Origin of the sequence: Rhodococcus sp. 05-2254-5 (assembly GCF_002258575.1) — a bacterium.
GTDB lineage: Bacteria > Actinomycetota > Actinomycetes > Mycobacteriales > Mycobacteriaceae > Rhodococcoides > Rhodococcoides fascians.
Genome location: NZ_NOZG01000034.1, coordinates 104,966 through 122,110 on the forward strand (window position 1 = coordinate 104,966; position 17,145 = coordinate 122,110).

The 17,145-nt window shown below is 60.2% G+C and carries 10 protein-coding genes and 1 tRNA gene; 4 read left to right on the forward strand and 7 right to left on the reverse strand.

Annotation, left to right across the window (positions count from 1 at the left end; translation table 11 throughout):
• The first annotated feature begins 150 nt into the window (after positions 1 to 150).
• Positions 151 to 1,578 (forward strand): short-chain fatty acyl-CoA regulator family protein, encoded by a 1,428-nt coding sequence (locus CH278_RS26845; RefSeq protein ID WP_179274529.1) that lies wholly within the window; start codon positions 151 to 153, stop codon positions 1,576 to 1,578.
• Positions 1,579 to 1,729: 151 nt separating this feature from the next.
• On the opposite strand, the gene CH278_RS27740 is transcribed toward CH278_RS26845, so the two are convergent.
• The 4 genes from CH278_RS27740 to CH278_RS26860 form a co-directional block, all read right to left on the reverse strand.
• Positions 1,730 to 1,805 (reverse strand) — tRNA-Leu (locus CH278_RS27740).
• Positions 1,806 to 2,159: 354 nt separating this feature from the next.
• The gene (locus CH278_RS26850; RefSeq protein ID WP_094623329.1) at positions 2,160 to 3,686 is read right to left on the reverse strand and encodes a UvrD-helicase domain-containing protein; all 1,527 of its coding nucleotides are present in this window, start codon (positions 3,684 to 3,686) and stop codon (positions 2,160 to 2,162) included.
• Entirely contained in the window at positions 3,646 to 5,004 is a 1,359-nt protein-coding gene (locus tag CH278_RS26855; RefSeq protein WP_179274530.1) for an ATP-dependent nuclease, read from the reverse strand. Before CH278_RS26855 ends, CH278_RS26850 begins: the two co-directional genes overlap by 41 nt.
• 988 nt (positions 5,005 to 5,992) lie before the next feature.
• Complete coding sequence (locus tag CH278_RS26860) at positions 5,993 to 9,616, reverse strand: DEAD/DEAH box helicase (protein ID WP_143536323.1); 3,624 nt, start codon at positions 9,614 to 9,616, stop codon at positions 5,993 to 5,995.
• A gap of 221 nt (positions 9,617 to 9,837) precedes the next feature.
• Here CH278_RS26860 and CH278_RS26865 point away from each other — a divergent pair, with 221 nt between their 5' ends.
• Positions 9,838 to 10,917 (forward strand): DUF4238 domain-containing protein, encoded by a 1,080-nt coding sequence (locus tag CH278_RS26865; RefSeq protein WP_143536324.1) that lies wholly within the window; start codon positions 9,838 to 9,840, stop codon positions 10,915 to 10,917.
• A 925-nt stretch (positions 10,918 to 11,842) separates the two neighbouring features.
• On the opposite strand, the gene CH278_RS26870 is transcribed toward CH278_RS26865, so the two are convergent.
• From CH278_RS26870 to CH278_RS26880, 3 genes are all read right to left on the reverse strand, one after another.
• Positions 11,843 to 12,292 (reverse strand): cupin domain-containing protein, encoded by a 450-nt coding sequence (locus CH278_RS26870; RefSeq protein WP_094623333.1) that lies wholly within the window; start codon positions 12,290 to 12,292, stop codon positions 11,843 to 11,845.
• A gap of 149 nt (positions 12,293 to 12,441) precedes the next feature.
• Complete coding sequence (locus tag CH278_RS26875) at positions 12,442 to 13,428, reverse strand: aldo/keto reductase (protein WP_094623334.1); 987 nt, start codon at positions 13,426 to 13,428, stop codon at positions 12,442 to 12,444.
• 225 nt (positions 13,429 to 13,653) lie between these two features.
• Entirely contained in the window at positions 13,654 to 14,829 is a 1,176-nt protein-coding gene (locus tag CH278_RS26880) for a serine hydrolase domain-containing protein (RefSeq protein WP_094623335.1), read from the reverse strand.
• A gap of 212 nt (positions 14,830 to 15,041) precedes the next feature.
• Here CH278_RS26880 and CH278_RS26885 point away from each other — a divergent pair, with 212 nt between their 5' ends.
• The gene (locus CH278_RS26885; RefSeq protein WP_306436714.1) at positions 15,042 to 16,013 is read left to right on the forward strand and encodes an alpha/beta hydrolase; all 972 of its coding nucleotides are present in this window, start codon (positions 15,042 to 15,044) and stop codon (positions 16,011 to 16,013) included.
• 45 nt (positions 16,014 to 16,058) lie between these two features.
• Positions 16,059 to 17,096, forward strand: a complete 1,038-nt coding sequence (locus CH278_RS26890) for a helix-turn-helix domain-containing protein (RefSeq protein WP_094623372.1) — start codon at positions 16,059 to 16,061, stop codon at positions 17,094 to 17,096.
• Positions 17,097 to 17,145 lie beyond the last annotated feature (49 nt).

The following is a 17,145-nucleotide window of genomic DNA, read 5'->3' on the forward strand; positions in this document are numbered from 1 at the left end:
ACTACGCTTCATTCACAAGCTACGCACGAGTCCGGACCTGCGGAAGACATCGCAAATGCCTATTTTTGCGAGGCAATTCCTGCAAATCGGCAAATGTTGCGAAGTCCAGTTCGGCTACAGTGTCGACACCCGAAGGAGGCAGCGACAAAGATGCAGAAGATCTACGCAGGCGGGCGGCTGCGTCGCCTACGCGAGGAACGACAGCTGACGCAGTCCGCGCTGGCGAAGACACTCGAGCTCTCGCCGAGTTACCTCAACCAACTCGAGAACGACCAACGACCTCTGACCGTCCAGGTACTGCTCAAGCTCAACACGATGTTCGAGCTCGACCCCTCGTTCTTCGCCACCGACACCGACGCTCGCCTCGTCGCCGACCTGCACGATGTACTCACCGAAACCTCCGACCGAGGCGAGGTGTCGATGTCCGACATCCAGGAATTGGTCGCGCGCATGCCGGACATCGGGCGCACCCTCGTGTCGCTGCACCGCAAGCTCCATGCAGCGACCGATCAGATGGATCGGCTCACGGTCGGACTCGACGGGCCCAAACCCGATGTCCCGACGGGCGGTCACGCCCCGATGCCCTACGAGGAAGTCCGAGACTTCTTCTATGACCGGCGCAATCACATCCCCGAATTGGATACTGCGGCTGAGGAACTCTTCGAGCGAAGTGGGCTCAGTATCGGGGCGCTCGATCTACAATTCGCACGGGTCATCGAAGCGGACCACGGCATCACGGTGACTATCGGCGACGACGATCCCGGCGCACTCGGCCCCAAACGAATCTTCGACGACACCGGCGGGACTCTCCTGCTCGCGCGTCGACTGACCGCCGGGCAACGCGCCTACCAGATCGCAACCCAGCTGGCATTTCTCTCGCAGTCGACGACAATCGACACGATCGTCGATGCCGATACGAACCTGAGCACTCAGGCCCGAGAGCTGGCCCGCGTCGGGCTGGCCAACTATTTCGCCGGAGCCCTGCTGTTGCCCTACGGACGGTTCCTCGCCGCTGCGGAGTCGCTGCGATACGACATCGATCTGCTGTCGCTGACCTTCGAGGTCGGCTTCGAAACCGTGTGTCACCGATTGTCCACGCTGCAGCGACCAGGGGCGAAGGGCGTTCCGTTCTTCTTCATCCGCACCGACCGAGCCGGAAACATCTCGAAACGTCAGTCCGCCAGTGCATTCCACTTCTCACGTGTAGGTGGAAGCTGTCCACTGTGGGTGGTGCACGACGCATTCGCGGCATCGGGGCGAATTCTCACACAGATCGCCACCATGCCCGACGACCGCTCCTATCTGTGGATTGCGCGCGCGACCGACAGTGGCGGACTCGGATACCGATCACCACGGAAAAGTTTCGCGATCGGCCTCGGATGTGACATCGCCTATGCTCACAAACTGGTCTACGCCGACAACCTACCGCTGCACTCCCCTGGCGCATCGATTCCCATCGGTCCCGGATGCAAGGTGTGCGAACGCACCTCGTGTTCACAACGCGCATTCCCACAACTCGGACGCCAGCTACTCGTCGACGAAGACGTCGACACCGACCTGCCCTACCCCTATACGTGAACAGGGTGCGGGACGATCCGAGATCGACACCCGACAGCCGACAGACGCGGCGAGGAACGCCTTGGCCCGTATGTCAACTCAACTCAGTCGAACTCGAAGTTAGGGACGAAATCCGCCCGAAATCCATCCCTAACTTCGAGTTCGGCGGCACTGGTGCCCCCGGTCGGACTCGAACCGACACTGTGCGGATTTTAAGTCCGGAAGAGTGGACGTACCCGGACTTCACTGAATCCACTTTTTGTTGTCTCACAGCGTGTTTCGTGCATCGGCATCCACACCAGTCCACCCTCGTATGTACCCAGTTGTGTCACTCTCGTGTCATCGAGAGTTGAGGCCGGGACCGTCGTGAATCCGTCTGCACGAAGACAGACCGTACTGGACAGACCATCGCATGCCACAACTCTGTCGTTGCGAAACACCGTCTCTAGGCCCTTACATTCTGTGTCAACGAACACCCACTCCCATCGACACAGATCAGATGTCTACCAAATCTGGGGCAGTCCCCGATATGCCTCGTCCGACATGGAGTACCTAATCATGCCCGGTCCCGTTATCTCGATGTCCACCATTTGGGGTGAACTTCAATCCACGGTGCCGCCCAGCAGACCAGTTAATGCCCTGGCGCGGGTAAGCGCCACGTAAATCACGCAATGCTCATCGTCGAGCTCCCGAAGCCCGTCTGCTAGCAGCGCCTCCTGTGTCGCGGTCAGGGCGACGCCAACCCGGTCCCACTCGCGGCCCTTCGCTTGGAACACCGTGAGCCCGGGGATCACCCGAGGTTGGGCGAGCCTGTCCCCTAATCGGGTGAGTTGCGCGACGCATTCCGCCTCGCGAGACGCATTGGGTAGCCGTCCCGGCCTGCGCACACCTAGAGTTCTAATGGCATCACGTAAGGCCTCGAGCATCTGGTCCCTTGGCGTCCTGTTCAGGAGTTCAGACACAATCGGTTGCAGTACCGAATCTTGTTTGGCGTTGAATAGCTCTCGGTCGAGGCCAAGCTTTGCGATAGCGCCTTCTCGACCGTGTGACGACACGCCTAGGAGCATCCGCGTCACCTGGTCCAACAGAAGATTGAGTGCCGCGTCCGTAGCATTCTCGACCGTACGGAACGCGAGTGGGAGAATGTTATCGCCGGCGAACCACAACGGATTCCAGTTTCGAGCGAGCGCGACGTCGATCTCGAAGCTCGACACTTTTGGGACGACCACCGGCATGCCAGCGCGAAGGTCGGATGCAAGCAGAGGCATTTGATCACCGACGAATCGAAATGATTCTGGTTGTTCGTAAGCGACAAATCTGTCCGTGGTTCCCTCGATTAGCTGGGTAACAATCTCGGGCTGGGCGCCACGCCATTTATATAAAGCTTGCCACGGGTCGCCAATAACAGTAACTGAAAGCCCAGATTCAGCTGCTAAATACGCGACGTAGATGTCAAGTAGTGACGCGTCATAGACCTCGTCGACGATCACGGCACGAAAGTTTGATGCAATCCATTGCGAGGCAAATTCATGCGGCTCGTCGAGCTTAAGTGCTTCTAGTAGAATATGCCGGACGTCTTCATGACTCACGGTGCCAGTGGCGAGGACGGCGCGGTGGTGAGCGAGGTTACCAATTCCGGTAGTCGGTGTTTCCACCTTACGCCCTTTAGATACAACAAGTCGGTTGGAATCTATCCCTGCAACACGTAAATAGTTGCCCGGAGGTCTTAAATAGCGAAACCCCTTGAAACCCCGATAGTCGTCTCGCACGTCCAAAGTTTGGTGCGCTCCGGGCATCTCAACTTGACCCGCAGCGATAAGCGCCTCCAGTAGAGCAACATGAAGGTGATCAAAGGTCATGATGCGATGCGGTGGACTAACGCAACCCGATCCCCAACGCGCTGCAACTCTAGCCCGCAACTCTGCTGCGGCAGCTCGATTGAAGCTGATCCCCAGGACGCCTCGAAGATCGCCCGGTTGATACCTCTGAAAGCCATAACGCTCCGCCGCAACCGTCGTTTTGCCGCTTCCAGGTGCAGAAACTACGTTCACAAGTCTCTCTTGAGCAGCGGCTGCTACTACCTGCGCGTCAGTGAGCTTCAGCATCAGTTGAGCCCATCCCAGGGACATCCTCGTCCTCCACCGCAGAACCAGTTCCAGCGCCGGAATAAAGCCAGGAGAACATCTCGGAAATGTGTTCGGGAACTGAAACCGCTTCCATGTTCTGATCGAGAGTCAGGGCAAGGACGAGCGCGAACGTTCCTTTACGACTCGGGTGTTCTTTGAAATAATCGTCAATGCCTGCCAAGGTGAATCTGTCGGGCTTGTCAAGTTCGCTGATCTCAAACGCTTGCTCGACGAGTCGCTCATTACCGACAACTAGTGAAGGCTCCAGAGTTGGGCGGGACCAAAAGAACCTAGCCGATTTGGAGTCAAGCTCGTTATGCCAGGCCGGTGGGCTCGCTTCCGGAAGGGGATCGCCGCGCAAATCGGTATCAGCAACAGCAGCGACCCGGTCAACTAGCTCATGCCCTGGCGTGGCAAGCATGCGGATTGGCCATTGGCCGACTTTGTGACCGACTGGCAAAATTGCGAGGGAGTCAACGAACCCGATGCGGGCCTCGTCGTTACCGGCCCACGCCCGGCCCAGCAGACGAAGCAGTCGTGCCTCTGTCACACCCTCTACGATCAGCACCCGGTCCGCGAACAGAGCTGCCGAACGAGTCGCGTCAAGGTGTAACCGTGTCTGCTGGAACATTCGATTCTTCAAGCGCGTCGGCAATGGGACATCGGCGACACGTCGCGAGACGGTCCTATGGTCCGCATCTTTCCTGACGACCACCACGTCTTCGGGATCGCACGCCGCGACAAGGTCTGCTGAGTGGGTCGTAACTATCACTTGGATATCAGGTCTCTCGGCCACCAAACGCCGAAGGTATCGGATGAGGCCGAATTGGAGCTGTGGATGGAGATGGGCCTCAGGCTCCTCGATCAAAACCGTCGCATGGAACAACTCTGGATAGAACGAGTCAGCGTCAGCATCAGCTGCCTCGGCGGTTTCAGAAAGACGCTCGCGGGCGGCGGCAGAAGCATCTGCAGGGCCCGCAGGAACCGTGTCAGATGCTTCGGCGTCTACTCGATCGTCGGGTGATTCCGAATTAACCAGCGGCGGAGCGGTGCCAGCGTCGGGAATACCTGCGAGCGTCACCGCGATATGCAGCAGGTTGACATACCCGAGACTTGAGGTTTGCAGCCTTCGTGCGACGCCGCGATCTGGCATTAACGCAAGCAGCATCTCGAAGACTCGCGCGAGGTACGTGTCGTCTACTGTCTGAGTACCAACGAAGGCATGATGTTCTCGAACCCCACCACTGATAGTGCTCAGGTTGTGCGCGATGCGCTCTTCAACACTGCTAACGAGCGAGTGATTCGTGAGGGAACGCAGCATCGTCTCCGCTTGCCCGCGCAAAGATCGGATGCCGCCGGTTCCAGGGTTGCGGCGTTCATCTGCTCGTAGAAGTTCTAGAAGTATCCGGGCATCTCGACGGGACAGATCATCGACCGGATTTCGCAACGCTGGAAGATGGACTAGTCGGATGCTGTCGTACTCGGTTGATGGTTCTACCGACCTTCCGGCCCGGACCTGCCCGAGCGATCTCTCCAGTGGTCGGCCCCACTTCGGCGCGGCGAGCGCTTGGCGCTTTCGATACTTGCCGAGAGCCCCTTCGGATCCGACATCAGCTTCGTAAGCGTACTCAACCCGAACAGCACGGGGTGCGGGCCCCAGGGACGAAGCGTCGATTGGAGCCAGTCTCGGGAAGATCCGTGGATGAGCCAATGCAATAGCTTCGTTGATAGTTGTTTTGCCCGACCCGTTCGCTCCCAAAATTAGGGAGAATCGGCCAGCGAGTTCACAAGTCACCGGTGCATCCGCGGAGGCACGGTACCCCTCGACTTCAATACTTTTCAGGAACATGGCGGGTCGGACTCTATCGCCTTTTGACCGCAAAGGAATCTAGCGACGCGGTACTCGGCTGGACAACTACGGTCGAGATACTGCACATGGGTGAATATAAGTTTTCCTCAGGGTGTTGTTCTGCGGTGGTATGACCGCTGCACCGGAGGCGTGGAAGCTGCGCCGGTAGGCCTGGAAGATGACGATGTCGGCGTAGCGGGTGGCGGTGTAGCCGTCGACGCCGGAGGTGAATAGGGGTCCGACTCTGTCGTCGTCCGCACCGGAGCGAATGAGCGCGCAGACGACACTCGCTCCGTCGTGCAGTGTTCCGTCGGCAACAAGTCCGGCGGTGACGGTGAACAGGTACGGGTGGGCTGCCGCATTCGAACTGATCGGACGGCCTCACAGCCTTGTCGTTCACCAGAACGAACGAATGGAGCTGCGCTACTTCTCCGCACTGTCGAGTTTCGCAGCGCTTAGACTAGAACAGGCGGTCCCCTGGCGCTGGATCCCAGGTCGCAGTGTTTGCGGTTCGTGCGCTCCACTTCCAGCCAGGCAGCGAGGAAAGCTTCTTCCGGCGTTCGTCCCCGATCCGGCCTTTGGCGTAACTCTGCCGCTGCATAGCGACCCAGCTTCCGATCTTGAACCCTGTTGCATCGATGTGCTTTTGCGGCGGACACGCATGCCCGTACTTTTCGACGTATCGCAGGAGATGCTCATAGCCCTCGTCCCATCGCGTGTCCCGGGCTGAGACCGTCCACCCGGGCAACGACTCGAGGCGTTGGCGGTAACGCGAGTCTAGCTTTGACCACTTCGCTCGCTGGACGGTAACCCATTGGCCGAGCCGGAAATCTTGAAATATGCAATCTGCCCGCACGTCCGCGCTGCCGTTCTCCTCGACGTAGACAGAGAGCCTGTCGAATCCCTCATTCCACTGGGCTTCCGTGACGTTCAACGCCCATCCTGGAAGCTGCTGCAACCGAGACCGACGCTCTTCGGGCAACGACAGCCATTTCGTCCTCTGGTTCGCAACCCACGCCCCCAGCCGTATACCGTCACCGTTCGAATACGCCTGCGGAACCCTCGCGTGGCCGTTTTCCGCTACGTACTGTTCTAGCTGGCGGTAGCCTTCCTCCCACGCCGAGGTCCGGGTATCGAGCGTCCAGCCGGGGAATTGCTGTATCTGTCGTCTCCGCTCGTCACTGAGCGAATCCCAGATTGTTCTCAAGTTACTGACCCAGCCTCCGAGTTTGTCTCCGTCCTCGGTCACGTATGACAGCGGGACCCGGCAGTCACCATGCTTCGCCACGTATTTCTTGAGGTGCTCTATCCAGTGATCCCACCAGTCGCCCCGTGCGTCCAGCGTCCACCCCGGCAATTTCGCAAGCCTTTCCCGCCTGGCTCCAGTCATCTTGTTCCAGTTGGCCCGCTGGACACTGACCCACGTTCCAAGAGCGTATCCGTCGCTTGAAATGTACGACTGCTTCAGCGCTGCGGTACCGAAATCCTCGACGTGCTGGACGAGATGTGTGTAGCCGGAATCCCATTTCTGTTCGACTGCGTTCAGCGTCCAACCAGGCAGCGTTGCGAGTCGTTGGCGTCTGTCGTCCGTTAACAGCTCCCATGTACGCCGTTGGCGCCGCACCCAGGACTCCAGGTCGATTTCATTGACGACCTGCCCTCGTGGCGGTTTCGCGTGTCCATTCTCTTCGACGTAGGCCGACAGAGCCGAAAAGGATTCGTCCCACAGGGTCGTCCGAGCATCCAGGGTCCAGCCGGGCAGACTTTGCAGTCGCTGCTTGCGATCGGCTGGCAATGCCTTCCACTTGGCTCGTTGCTTGCCGACCCACTTGCCGAGCCGGTAGTCGTCATCGGACGCGAAGTCGTCACGGACTGCAGCAGTCCCGTGCGCAGCAACATACGCCTCGAGATGGCGGAATCCCGCCTCCCATTGATCCGCCTTCGTATCCCAACTCCATCCCGGCAGGCTTTCCAAGAGCTCTACACGCTCTGCGCTCAGTTGGTCCTTCGATCTGCGGCTGCGTTGAATGGCGACCCACGTCCCTAGACGGAAGCCATCGATGCTATGCGTTTGCAGCACACGCGCATCCCCGTTCTGATCAACGTATCTCTGCAGTAGACCGAACCAGAACTCCCACGGCTGGCTCACCTGCTCCACGAGGCGGGCGTCGAAAGCACGGACAAAATCGTCCCCAACCTGGACAGGTACATCGAGGCGAATCTTGTCCGGCAATCTCGGCCGGCCACCGCGGCGACCCATTTCACGGCGGAGGGCATCAATCTGCGCTGCAAACTCCGCGTCGTGTGCCCTCAGCGCTTGAAGGACCGCCCATACAGGCTTGAAAGCGGAATTATCAAGGGCAACACCTGGCTCGACGTTCGAGTCGATGAAAACGGGAAGAACGATAGTTCCGAGCACTTTGTTGTCGGCGTTGCGGATTGCACGTCCGACGGCCTGGACGATATCGACCTCAGAACTTCTCGGATCAATGAAGGCGACGCCGTCGAGAGTCGGGACATCCACGCCCTCGGCGAGGCATCGAGCATTCGCCAGCAAGCCACGTTCATCGCCGGTGACACTACCTAGCCGTTGCAGCAAAACGTGACGTTCGCCCGCCGACATCGCGCCCGAAGCGTGCTTCGACCACAGATCGCCGATGGGGCGCTGACCCTCCGGCATCCAGTCGATCACCGCCGGCATCTCGGCAGCGAAGTCGCGGGCGCGCGCAACTCTGGAGTGAAAGCTGATCAGACGGTGGAGGTCGTACTGACGCATCGCTTTGGCCAGCCCGATCTGTCCAGCCAGAGCCCGAGCGTCGGTGACCACCTCGCCCTTCCTAGTGACCAGAACCCCTCTCTCCGCATAGCTCCGGTACGTCGCGTCATCGACCCCGACGACCACAACTCGGTAGTCCGTCAGGAGGTCCCTTTTAATCGCCTCACCGAAGCCGAGTCTGTGAAAGACCTTTCCGAAAAGTTCTTCGTCGTCCATCGATGCCACTTCGAAGTCGACCTCGTTCGCGGCTTTGAGGACTCTTCCGGTGAAGTACCTCGGTGTAGCTGTCATGTACAGCCGCCGCCGAGCCCTAATCCGGCTGCCGTCTAACACCGTCGTGAATGGAGATGCCCGTCGACCGGTGCAGCGGTGCGCTTCGTCGGCGACCACCAGATCGAACTCCGGAACGCCAGCGAAGGCCATGGCCTCAGCGATCTGCGGAGACGACTGGTAGGTACAGAACACCGCGCGAGGGCCACGACGATCTCGAAGAAACCCGGCGATCTCGGCAGGGTCGCTTGTCACCGGAAGTCCAAGCTCGCTGACGGAATCGACCGGGGTGTCGGCGTCGTGAGAAACCGACTCATCCGAGCACACCGGCAACACGTTGACCTCCGGACCCAACTGATGTTGCCACACGCGCATCGTCTGTTTCAGCAAAGACAGCGACGGAACGAGCACCAAGGTGGATTCGCAGTTCAGTCGATCACTGATGAACTGCGCGGTGATCGTCTTTCCCGTCCCGCACGCCATGATCAGCTGACCACGATCGCTGGCTTCGAATCCGCATACGACCGCCTCGATAGCTTCCTCTTGATAGGGGTGCGGCGTGTAGGGACTACGTATAGGTGATGGGTCTAGTTGCGTTGGGGAGGCGGGCCAGTCGACGTCCGCGGTGAAGAGATCGCTCAACATCACCATCCCGACGGGCTTCTCCTGAGCGGTGATGGTCCGACGGGCGGTCGGGCTGAGCTTGTCCGTGGTCGCAACGAGAAGCCGGTAGGAAAACAATGCACGCGAGGATTCGGAAAGAAAAGTGTCCACGTCAGCCTTGGTGACCGCGTACTGACTTCCGTACGCCTTCGCCTGGATTGCCCAGAGTCGCCCTTCGACATCCTCTGCGACGATGTCGATTCCGGCATCCGCACCCCACCTGTCCGGCCACTCGTCCCAGAGCCACAGTGCTCGAAACGTGGCCCGGTACTGCGGATCGTTCATCAGGAACCAGCGACAGATGTGTTCGAACTGCCTTCCACGCAATTGGGATTCAGTAGCAAGAGATTCGAGGAGAGCGCGGAACTCGGACACGCTAGGAAGATACCCGGCGGGGGTGAAAACCAGCCGCGCGCCTTCGTGAACCCCGCCTGTCCATAAACAGTAAAATGACTGGTGAGGCGAGTCAGAGGCAAAGCTTCACGTGATTCGACAGTCCGCGCGGCTAGAAACTTTCGGCACCTCCAACCCTGCACCATCGACGGATGCGACAATCCGGTAGGAGCTAGGCTACGAGGACAGCGCCAGGAGGGGTCTTGATTGACACGCTGATGTCGGCACTGCGGTTCGATCATCGGTGGCTTTCGGACCAGTTTGTCGAGGAGTCTCGTCGGCTCGGCGAACTGGAGAAGTCCAAGGAACACCACTACGTTCCACAGTTTTACCTGAAGAGATGGGCCGTGGGGGGCCTGGTGCAACCGGTAGTGGTCGACGGCTCGTTGACTCTTCGTCCGCAACCACCAAAAGGTGTCGCGAAAAGCACAAACTTCTACAGCTTGCCTCCGGTTGGAAGCGCGATGGGAACGCCGCTGCGATGGATCGAAACCCACCTGTCACGAATCGAACATGAAACCGCTCACCACATGTCGAAACTCGATACACACGTCCCCGGCGTGATCGCTGACCGGGAACTAAAGCGTGACCTTTCGGTCTTTCTGGCTCTCCAAATTGCTAGGACACCCAATAGCCGAGAACTCAAGATGTGCCTGATAAGCGGTCCCGTAGCAGCGAAACGTGAGTTCTACCGCCGGGCGAGGCCGAACCTGTCCGACGCCGAATTCCGAGCAATGGTGGACAGGACAGAGGCCGATCCCAAGCGAGAAGCCTTAAATCTCATGTTCGCAGATGTACGAAACGTGTCCGCGGGCGCGTTGTTCCGCCGGGAATGGGTTGTGTTCGACACGACGGGACCGGTCATCTCGTGTGACGATCCTGTCGTCCTGGTAGCAGGCGGCAACTTCCCGCGACGCCTGTCCGCTGGCGTAGCGCTCAGCTCAGTAGTGTTCTATCCGCTCGGACCCAACCGACTACTGGTCATGTTCATTAAGCCGGGACAATCACGCGGCGAATATGTTCTCGACGAGCGCGAGACCCAGAGTGTGAATCTCGAAGTTGTGGCGGCCGCGCACCGCATGACCTTCGAGCGGCCCGGAGATGACTTGGCAACGAAGTTCGAGGTGCCTCCACGCAATCGATGCGAGCTCGACCAGGAGTTGATTGGAAGGCTCGATGACACCGCGGCTCTCCAACTACTTCTCAAGGCGGCGACGCCTAGGTGTCGATGGGACGGAGTCGAGAATCCACCACCTTGGCCCGTACCTCGCTGGTACTCGTAAGCACACCTTCGCCCGGCTCAGAATGATGTGTCGGTCTCCCACGGCCCGGGCGACGCGACACGCGACAAAATGCCCCGAGGTCCGCTGCTGTGCCGTTGTTGCGGACTAGGTACCCGCTCCAGCCATAGTTCGTACCGAGTTGTGTCAGCCTCGTGTCATCGAGCTCTCGCCAACGGCAGTCTCGCAGTCCGCAAATACGCTTTGACCTGCAGCGAGACCTGGGATGACCGAAACGACGTGTCAACGACTCAACGGACCTCAGATTCGCTGCCTCACAGATTCATTGAGGACCGCCACAGTGCACTACAGTCCACGGCACCCGTCGAATCTTATTACTTGGACTAAGTGTTCAGGTCCATATGGACTTACGTGCCCCCAGTCTGACTCGAACCGATACTCGACGGATTTCAAGTCCGGAGGGATGAATTCCGATGGACTCCTATGAATCCAAATCCTCATGCATCACAACAGCTTTCGTCCATGGAGGTACACACCAGTCCAGCCCGATCCGTACCGATTTGCGTAACTCTCGTGTCAACGAGAACAAACGATGGGACGCACCCGGATCAGTATGATCCGTCCCGTATCTACGTGGACCCGGTGTGCGATCTGGAGACACCTCGATCTTCTGCGCCCGTCCGATAAGGCCGACATCTGTGTCAACGAACTCCGCCGCCTGTCCTCGGATATGCCACGGACTCGAAGGCGACTTCAAAAACATGCGTGACACTGAACGAGGCACACCTTGTCGGCCTCAGGCGAGCCTGAACGAATGTGGACTGCCGTGGTGTGTGGTGGACCAATAAATGACTGGCCGTGGATGCTTCTGTACTCACGAAGGATCTGGCTCTTGGTGGAGACGCAACCACAGCCCAGGGAGGCAGCGGCCTGGCCATTACCCACCCACCGTTGACCCGTTATCGCGTCAGTCCCCGAGTGGTCCTGATTTTTCGCCGTTGTCTGGTAGCGCGGCGTACACCTCATCGGTCACAGGTTCGAGCCACTCATTGCTGACGTTCTCGCCAGGCGTTATGAAGGCGAGGTGGGAAAACCACGAGCCTGCCTTTGCGCCGTGCCAGTGCTTCGTGCCTGCCGGCACCCGGACCACCGATCCAGGCGCCAAGCTGACTGGATCTTGGTGCTCGGCTTGGTACCAGCCACTGCCTGCCGTACACAGCAGAATCTGGTCGCCTCCGCCCGCAGATCCGTGGTGTATGTGCCAGTTGTTGCGGCAACCAGGCTCGAAACTGACGTTGCTGACGGGGACGCTGCCATCGGACAACGGAGCTAGGTAGCTCTGGCCGGAGAAATACTGCGCATAGGCCTCGTTGGGCTCCCCGAGCGGGAAAATTTGATCGAATTCGCTAGCGGTCATGTCGTCTCTTTCAGCTCGTTCTCAACAGACTGTGGGCCGGCTCGATTTTGATCGCGTTTGTCTGACGCATCGCCAGTCGACTACGAAGCCCTCGACCCGAATGGCGTGTCGATCGAGGCTCACCTGCGCCGGTCGATCAGTAGTTACACCTAGCCGTTGACCAAGGCAATGTGCTCGGCGTCGTACCGGTCCCCGCGCACTCCAACGGACTTTGCCAGCAGGTTCAGGCCGTTCAGCTCGTCAGCGGACAACCCGACCTCGGTGGCCGCCGCGTTCTCGCGGATACGTGCGGTACGGCGGGTCCCCGGGATCGGAACGATCCATGGTTGCTGCGCCAGCAGCCAGGCCAGGGCGATCTGACCTGGTGACACGCGCTTTGTATCGGCAAGGCCTCGCACGTGGTCGACGAGCGACTGGTTGGCAGCAAGGTTCTCCGCCTCGAACCGCGGGACGCGGTGGCGGATGTCGCCGTCGGCGAAACTTGTGGACGCATCGACAGCGCCGGTCAGGAATCCCTTGCCGAGCGGACTGAAGGGGACGAAACCGATTCCGAGCTCGGCCAGAGTGGGTAGCACCTGCGGTTCGGGATCCCGAGTCCACAGCGAATACTCGCTCTGAACCGCAGTAACCGGATGAACCTTGTGCGCGCGGCGAATCGTCGTAGCCGAAGCCTCGGAGAGCCCGAAGTGCCGGACCTTGCCCTCGCGGACCAATTCACCGACGGTGCCGGCGACATCCTCGATCGGGACATTCGGATCTACACGGTGCTGATACAGCAGGTCGATGACGTCCGTACGAAGCCGCGTCAGTGACGCCTCGGCCACACGCCGGATCTGCTCGGGACGACTGTTCAATCCGGCGACCCGGCCGTTCTCGATATCCCAGCCGAACTTCGTTGCTATCACCACCTGCTCGCGGATAGGTTCGAGAGCCTCGCCAACAAGCTCTTCGTTGACGTAAGGGCCGTAGACCTCGGCGCTATCGAAGAACGTCACTCCTTCATCGGCTGCCGAACGCAACACTGTGATCATGTCGTCGCGGCTGCCGGGGTTCGGGCCGTAGCTCTGCGACATGCCCATCGCCCCGAATCCGATCGCGGATACCTCGAGATCACGCCCAAGTGTTCTGGTGTGCATCCTCATCCTTTCGTTTCAGTGGTGCCGTCGAGTCTGGAGGCGGAAACCTCACGGCGCGCGTAATCCCCGAACATCGATCGCCCACCTTCTACTTGCTCGGCTTGATCGGTCACGCCAGACTTCCTCTTCCGGAGAAGCTAATCGGGTCAGCCCTTCCGAGGGAGTCACTACTGTTGAGCGCACCAGCAGGGCACCACTCGGTGCCGTATGTCTCGCGGCCTGATGTCAGAGCGCTGCGTACAGCGCCTTCTCGAAGTCGCCGTACATTTTCCACGCATCGTCGCGTGCGATGAACGGCAGTGAATTGGTGTAGATAGAGGCACAGATTCCGGTGGTGCGGTCGATGAAGAAGTGCGTGTTGAACAAGCCTGCCCATGCTCCGGTTCCTGCGCGGCGACCGCCGGGCACGTCGTGAGTGTTCAGCATCAAACCGTAGCCCCACTTGTTTCCGGGACCGGCGTACATCGTGTCTGTCGTCGCTGGGTCTGCGGTCGGGATCTCGGCGGGAAAGTCTAGTTCGCCGATCTGATTGCGGAACGCCGCATCGACCGTTTCGGGTGCCAAGATCCGGACGCCGTCGAGTTCACCGCCGCGCAGCAGTGCCCGTTCGAACCGGATGTAGTCCTGCGGTGTCGAATACAAGCCATGCCCGCCCGCGTACCAGTCGGGTTCCTGGTTGAGAATCTCACCCGCCGACGTCCACGCTCCGTCCTCACCCTTCACGTGAACGGTCACTGCATTAGCCGTTCTCTCGGAGTCCAGAACAAACATGGTGTCGTCCATACCCAGAGGTCCCGTGACACCGTCCTTGATCACGCTGTCGAGGCCCGTGCCTGCCACCGACTCCACCACTCTGCCGAGCCAATCGGTGTTGATGCCGTAGACGAACTCGGTGCCCGGATCGGTTACAAGAGGTGCCTGAAAAGCCTCCGCTTTCCCTGGAACGACGTTCGGTACGCCCGTAACTGCCTCGAACCTGACCAGTTGGTCGTTCCAGAACCAGTAGCCGAGGCCGGATGTGTGCGTCACGAGCTGCTTCACCGTTGCCTTGCTCGCCGGCTCGCGCAGGATCGGGTTGTCGCCGTCGAACCCGTCGAGAACCTTGACGTCCGCGAACTCGGGCACGTAGTCCTCCACCGGTGCATCGAGGTCGAGATCGCCGCGTTCGACTTGTTGCAGCGCGACGGTGGTCGCCACCATCTTGGTCATCGACATGATCCGAAATTGCGTCCGCGTCGTCACGGGATCGGTCGACTCCCCCGCTATTCGCGTGCCTGCGGCGCCTTCGTAGAACACCCCGTCGGCATCGGCGGCAATCGCGGCGACATGGGGTACCGCTTGTCGACCGACGGACTCGCTCAATACCCGGTCGATTCCGGTGCCGTCGAAGCTTCTGGTCATGTCAATGGTCCTTTCGGAAAGGCCTTGTAGCCGTTCGGTATGTCTCACATCACACTCGTCCGTGAAGAGTCTCGAGAGAACCGACAACGCGACGCAATTCGGCCTGCGTCACCCGCCGAACGGCGGGTCGCCGGAGTCGAACACGCCAATCGGCCGCACCGCCCGACGATCGTGCGTACCGTTACGGGTCGGTGTTGCGATGGGAGGTCCAGGTGCAGAACGCATCCCGAGTCGTGCGTCCACCGTTCGACGCTGAGCTGAAGGCGGGTCTGGCCGTGGTCGGCGGAATGTTCCCACCAACCATCACCCCCGACCTCATCGGCTTCATGAGAACGTCCTACGCCTCGCCCCCATTAGGAGAGTTGTTGGGCGACAGAGGAATTGACGTTTTCGACGTCGCGGTACCGGGGTACCGTGGTGATCCGATCACCGTGTCGGTACTGCGCCACGACCCGCCGGATCGACCGGCCCCTGTGGTCCTCTACGCGCATTCGGGCGGACTGATGTTCGGCGACCGCTTCAGCGGGATCGACCTCGTGCTCGACTGGGTGGACCGACTCGGAGTCACACTGGTGACCGTCGACTACCGGCTGGCACCGGAGTTTCCCGACCCGTACGGCCGAGAGGACATGTACGCAGCACTCGAATGGGTCGCTCAAAACGCGACGTTGTTGAATCTCAGACCTGATCGCATCATGGTCGCCGGAGCAAGCGCCGGTGGCGGGCTTGCAGCGGGCTTGGCTTTGGCAGCGCGTGATCGAGGAGGTCCGCCTCTCTGTGGCCAGGTTTTGGACTACCCGATGCTCGACGACCGGTGCCTTACCCCCTCTACCGGCCAGTTCGACGGGGTAGGCGTCTGGGACCGGATCAGCAACGTCACCGGATGGGATGCCCTGCTCGGAAGCGCTCGGGGTACCGACGACGTCAGCATCTACGCCTCACCCGCGCGTGCCATCGACCTCGGCGGCTTGCCACCTACATTTATCGACGTCGGTGCCGCAGAGATTTTTCGCGACGAGGCAATCGCCTATGCCAGTGACATATGGAAGGCCGGAGGCGACGCCGAACTTCACGTCTGGGGCGGCGCGTTCCACGCATGCGACATATTCGCCCCCCACACCACCGTCGGGCGGAGCATGATCCAGACTCGCAACGCCTGGGTGGAGAAGATTCTTGCCGACTGACCACGAGTGGAGCACACCGTCGGCTCATACGACAGGGGTGACCTGATGCAGGAATTGTTGGGTCGCATCGCGCGACTGGACCCCACAGCGAGCTTGGGACTCCGAATCATCGCCTGCTTCGACGAACTCGTCGTCGGCAACGTCAATACACGCGCTTTGCTCGCGTCGGCCGCATCGCTGTCCGGATGCGTTGTCGGATTCGGTCGGACGGAACCGGACCGGATTGAACGGATAGCACCCGACGGTAACAATGCCCCGGGCCCGGCACCGGAACGGCGGACGGATCTGACGACGGTCGTCATCGACGATCTGTGCGTGTGGCTCGAACGCGAGGGTCCCCATCGGCCGAACGACGCCATTGTTCTCGAACGCCTGGCTCTCGCGGTCAAAATTCGACACGGTCACGGGCGTCGCGAACTCGACAACCGACGTCACTTCGGATTGCTGGTCGATCAGACGGTGAGCGAGGAACAGCGACGCCTGTCGTCCGCGGCCCTCGGCCTGTCAACCGACTGTGGGTATCGCGTAGTGACAGCTCCTTTGTTCGCTGTGTGGAAGGTGCGTCCATCGGGCCCCGAGGACGTCGTGCCAACCCAGTTCGGGCCACTCCACGCCATCATCGCTCCCGAGCGCGTCACGGCCATCGACGCGAGCCCATGCGGCATCGGCGTCGCGACTACACCTAAGGATCTGCATCATTCGTTCCGCACTTCCATTGTCGCTCTGAGACTCTGCGACGATCCTCAGGCCGGACCGGTCGACGCAGCCGACTTCGGCGGACTCGCCGATCTGCTGGCCGACACCCCCGGTACAACTCGACAACCGGACGTCGAGAAACTGGCAACAGTTCTGCACCATACGTGGGGATCGACGACGGTCCGCGCGATCGTGCAGTCAGGATCGCTCCGCGAGGCGGCGCGTGAGGCGGGTGTGCACCACAGCACGATGCAGACGAGGGTCCTGACCATAACGGAGCTTCTGGGCTTCGACCCGTTCGTCGGATTCGGTCGTACGCGGCTGGGTACGGCGTACCTGGTGTGGCGACTGAACAATTCGCGAGTACTCGAGATGCCACCGCCGTGAGGTGGCGTCAATCGAGCAGTCGAGCCGTCGCGTCCAGCTTTCGTGAAGG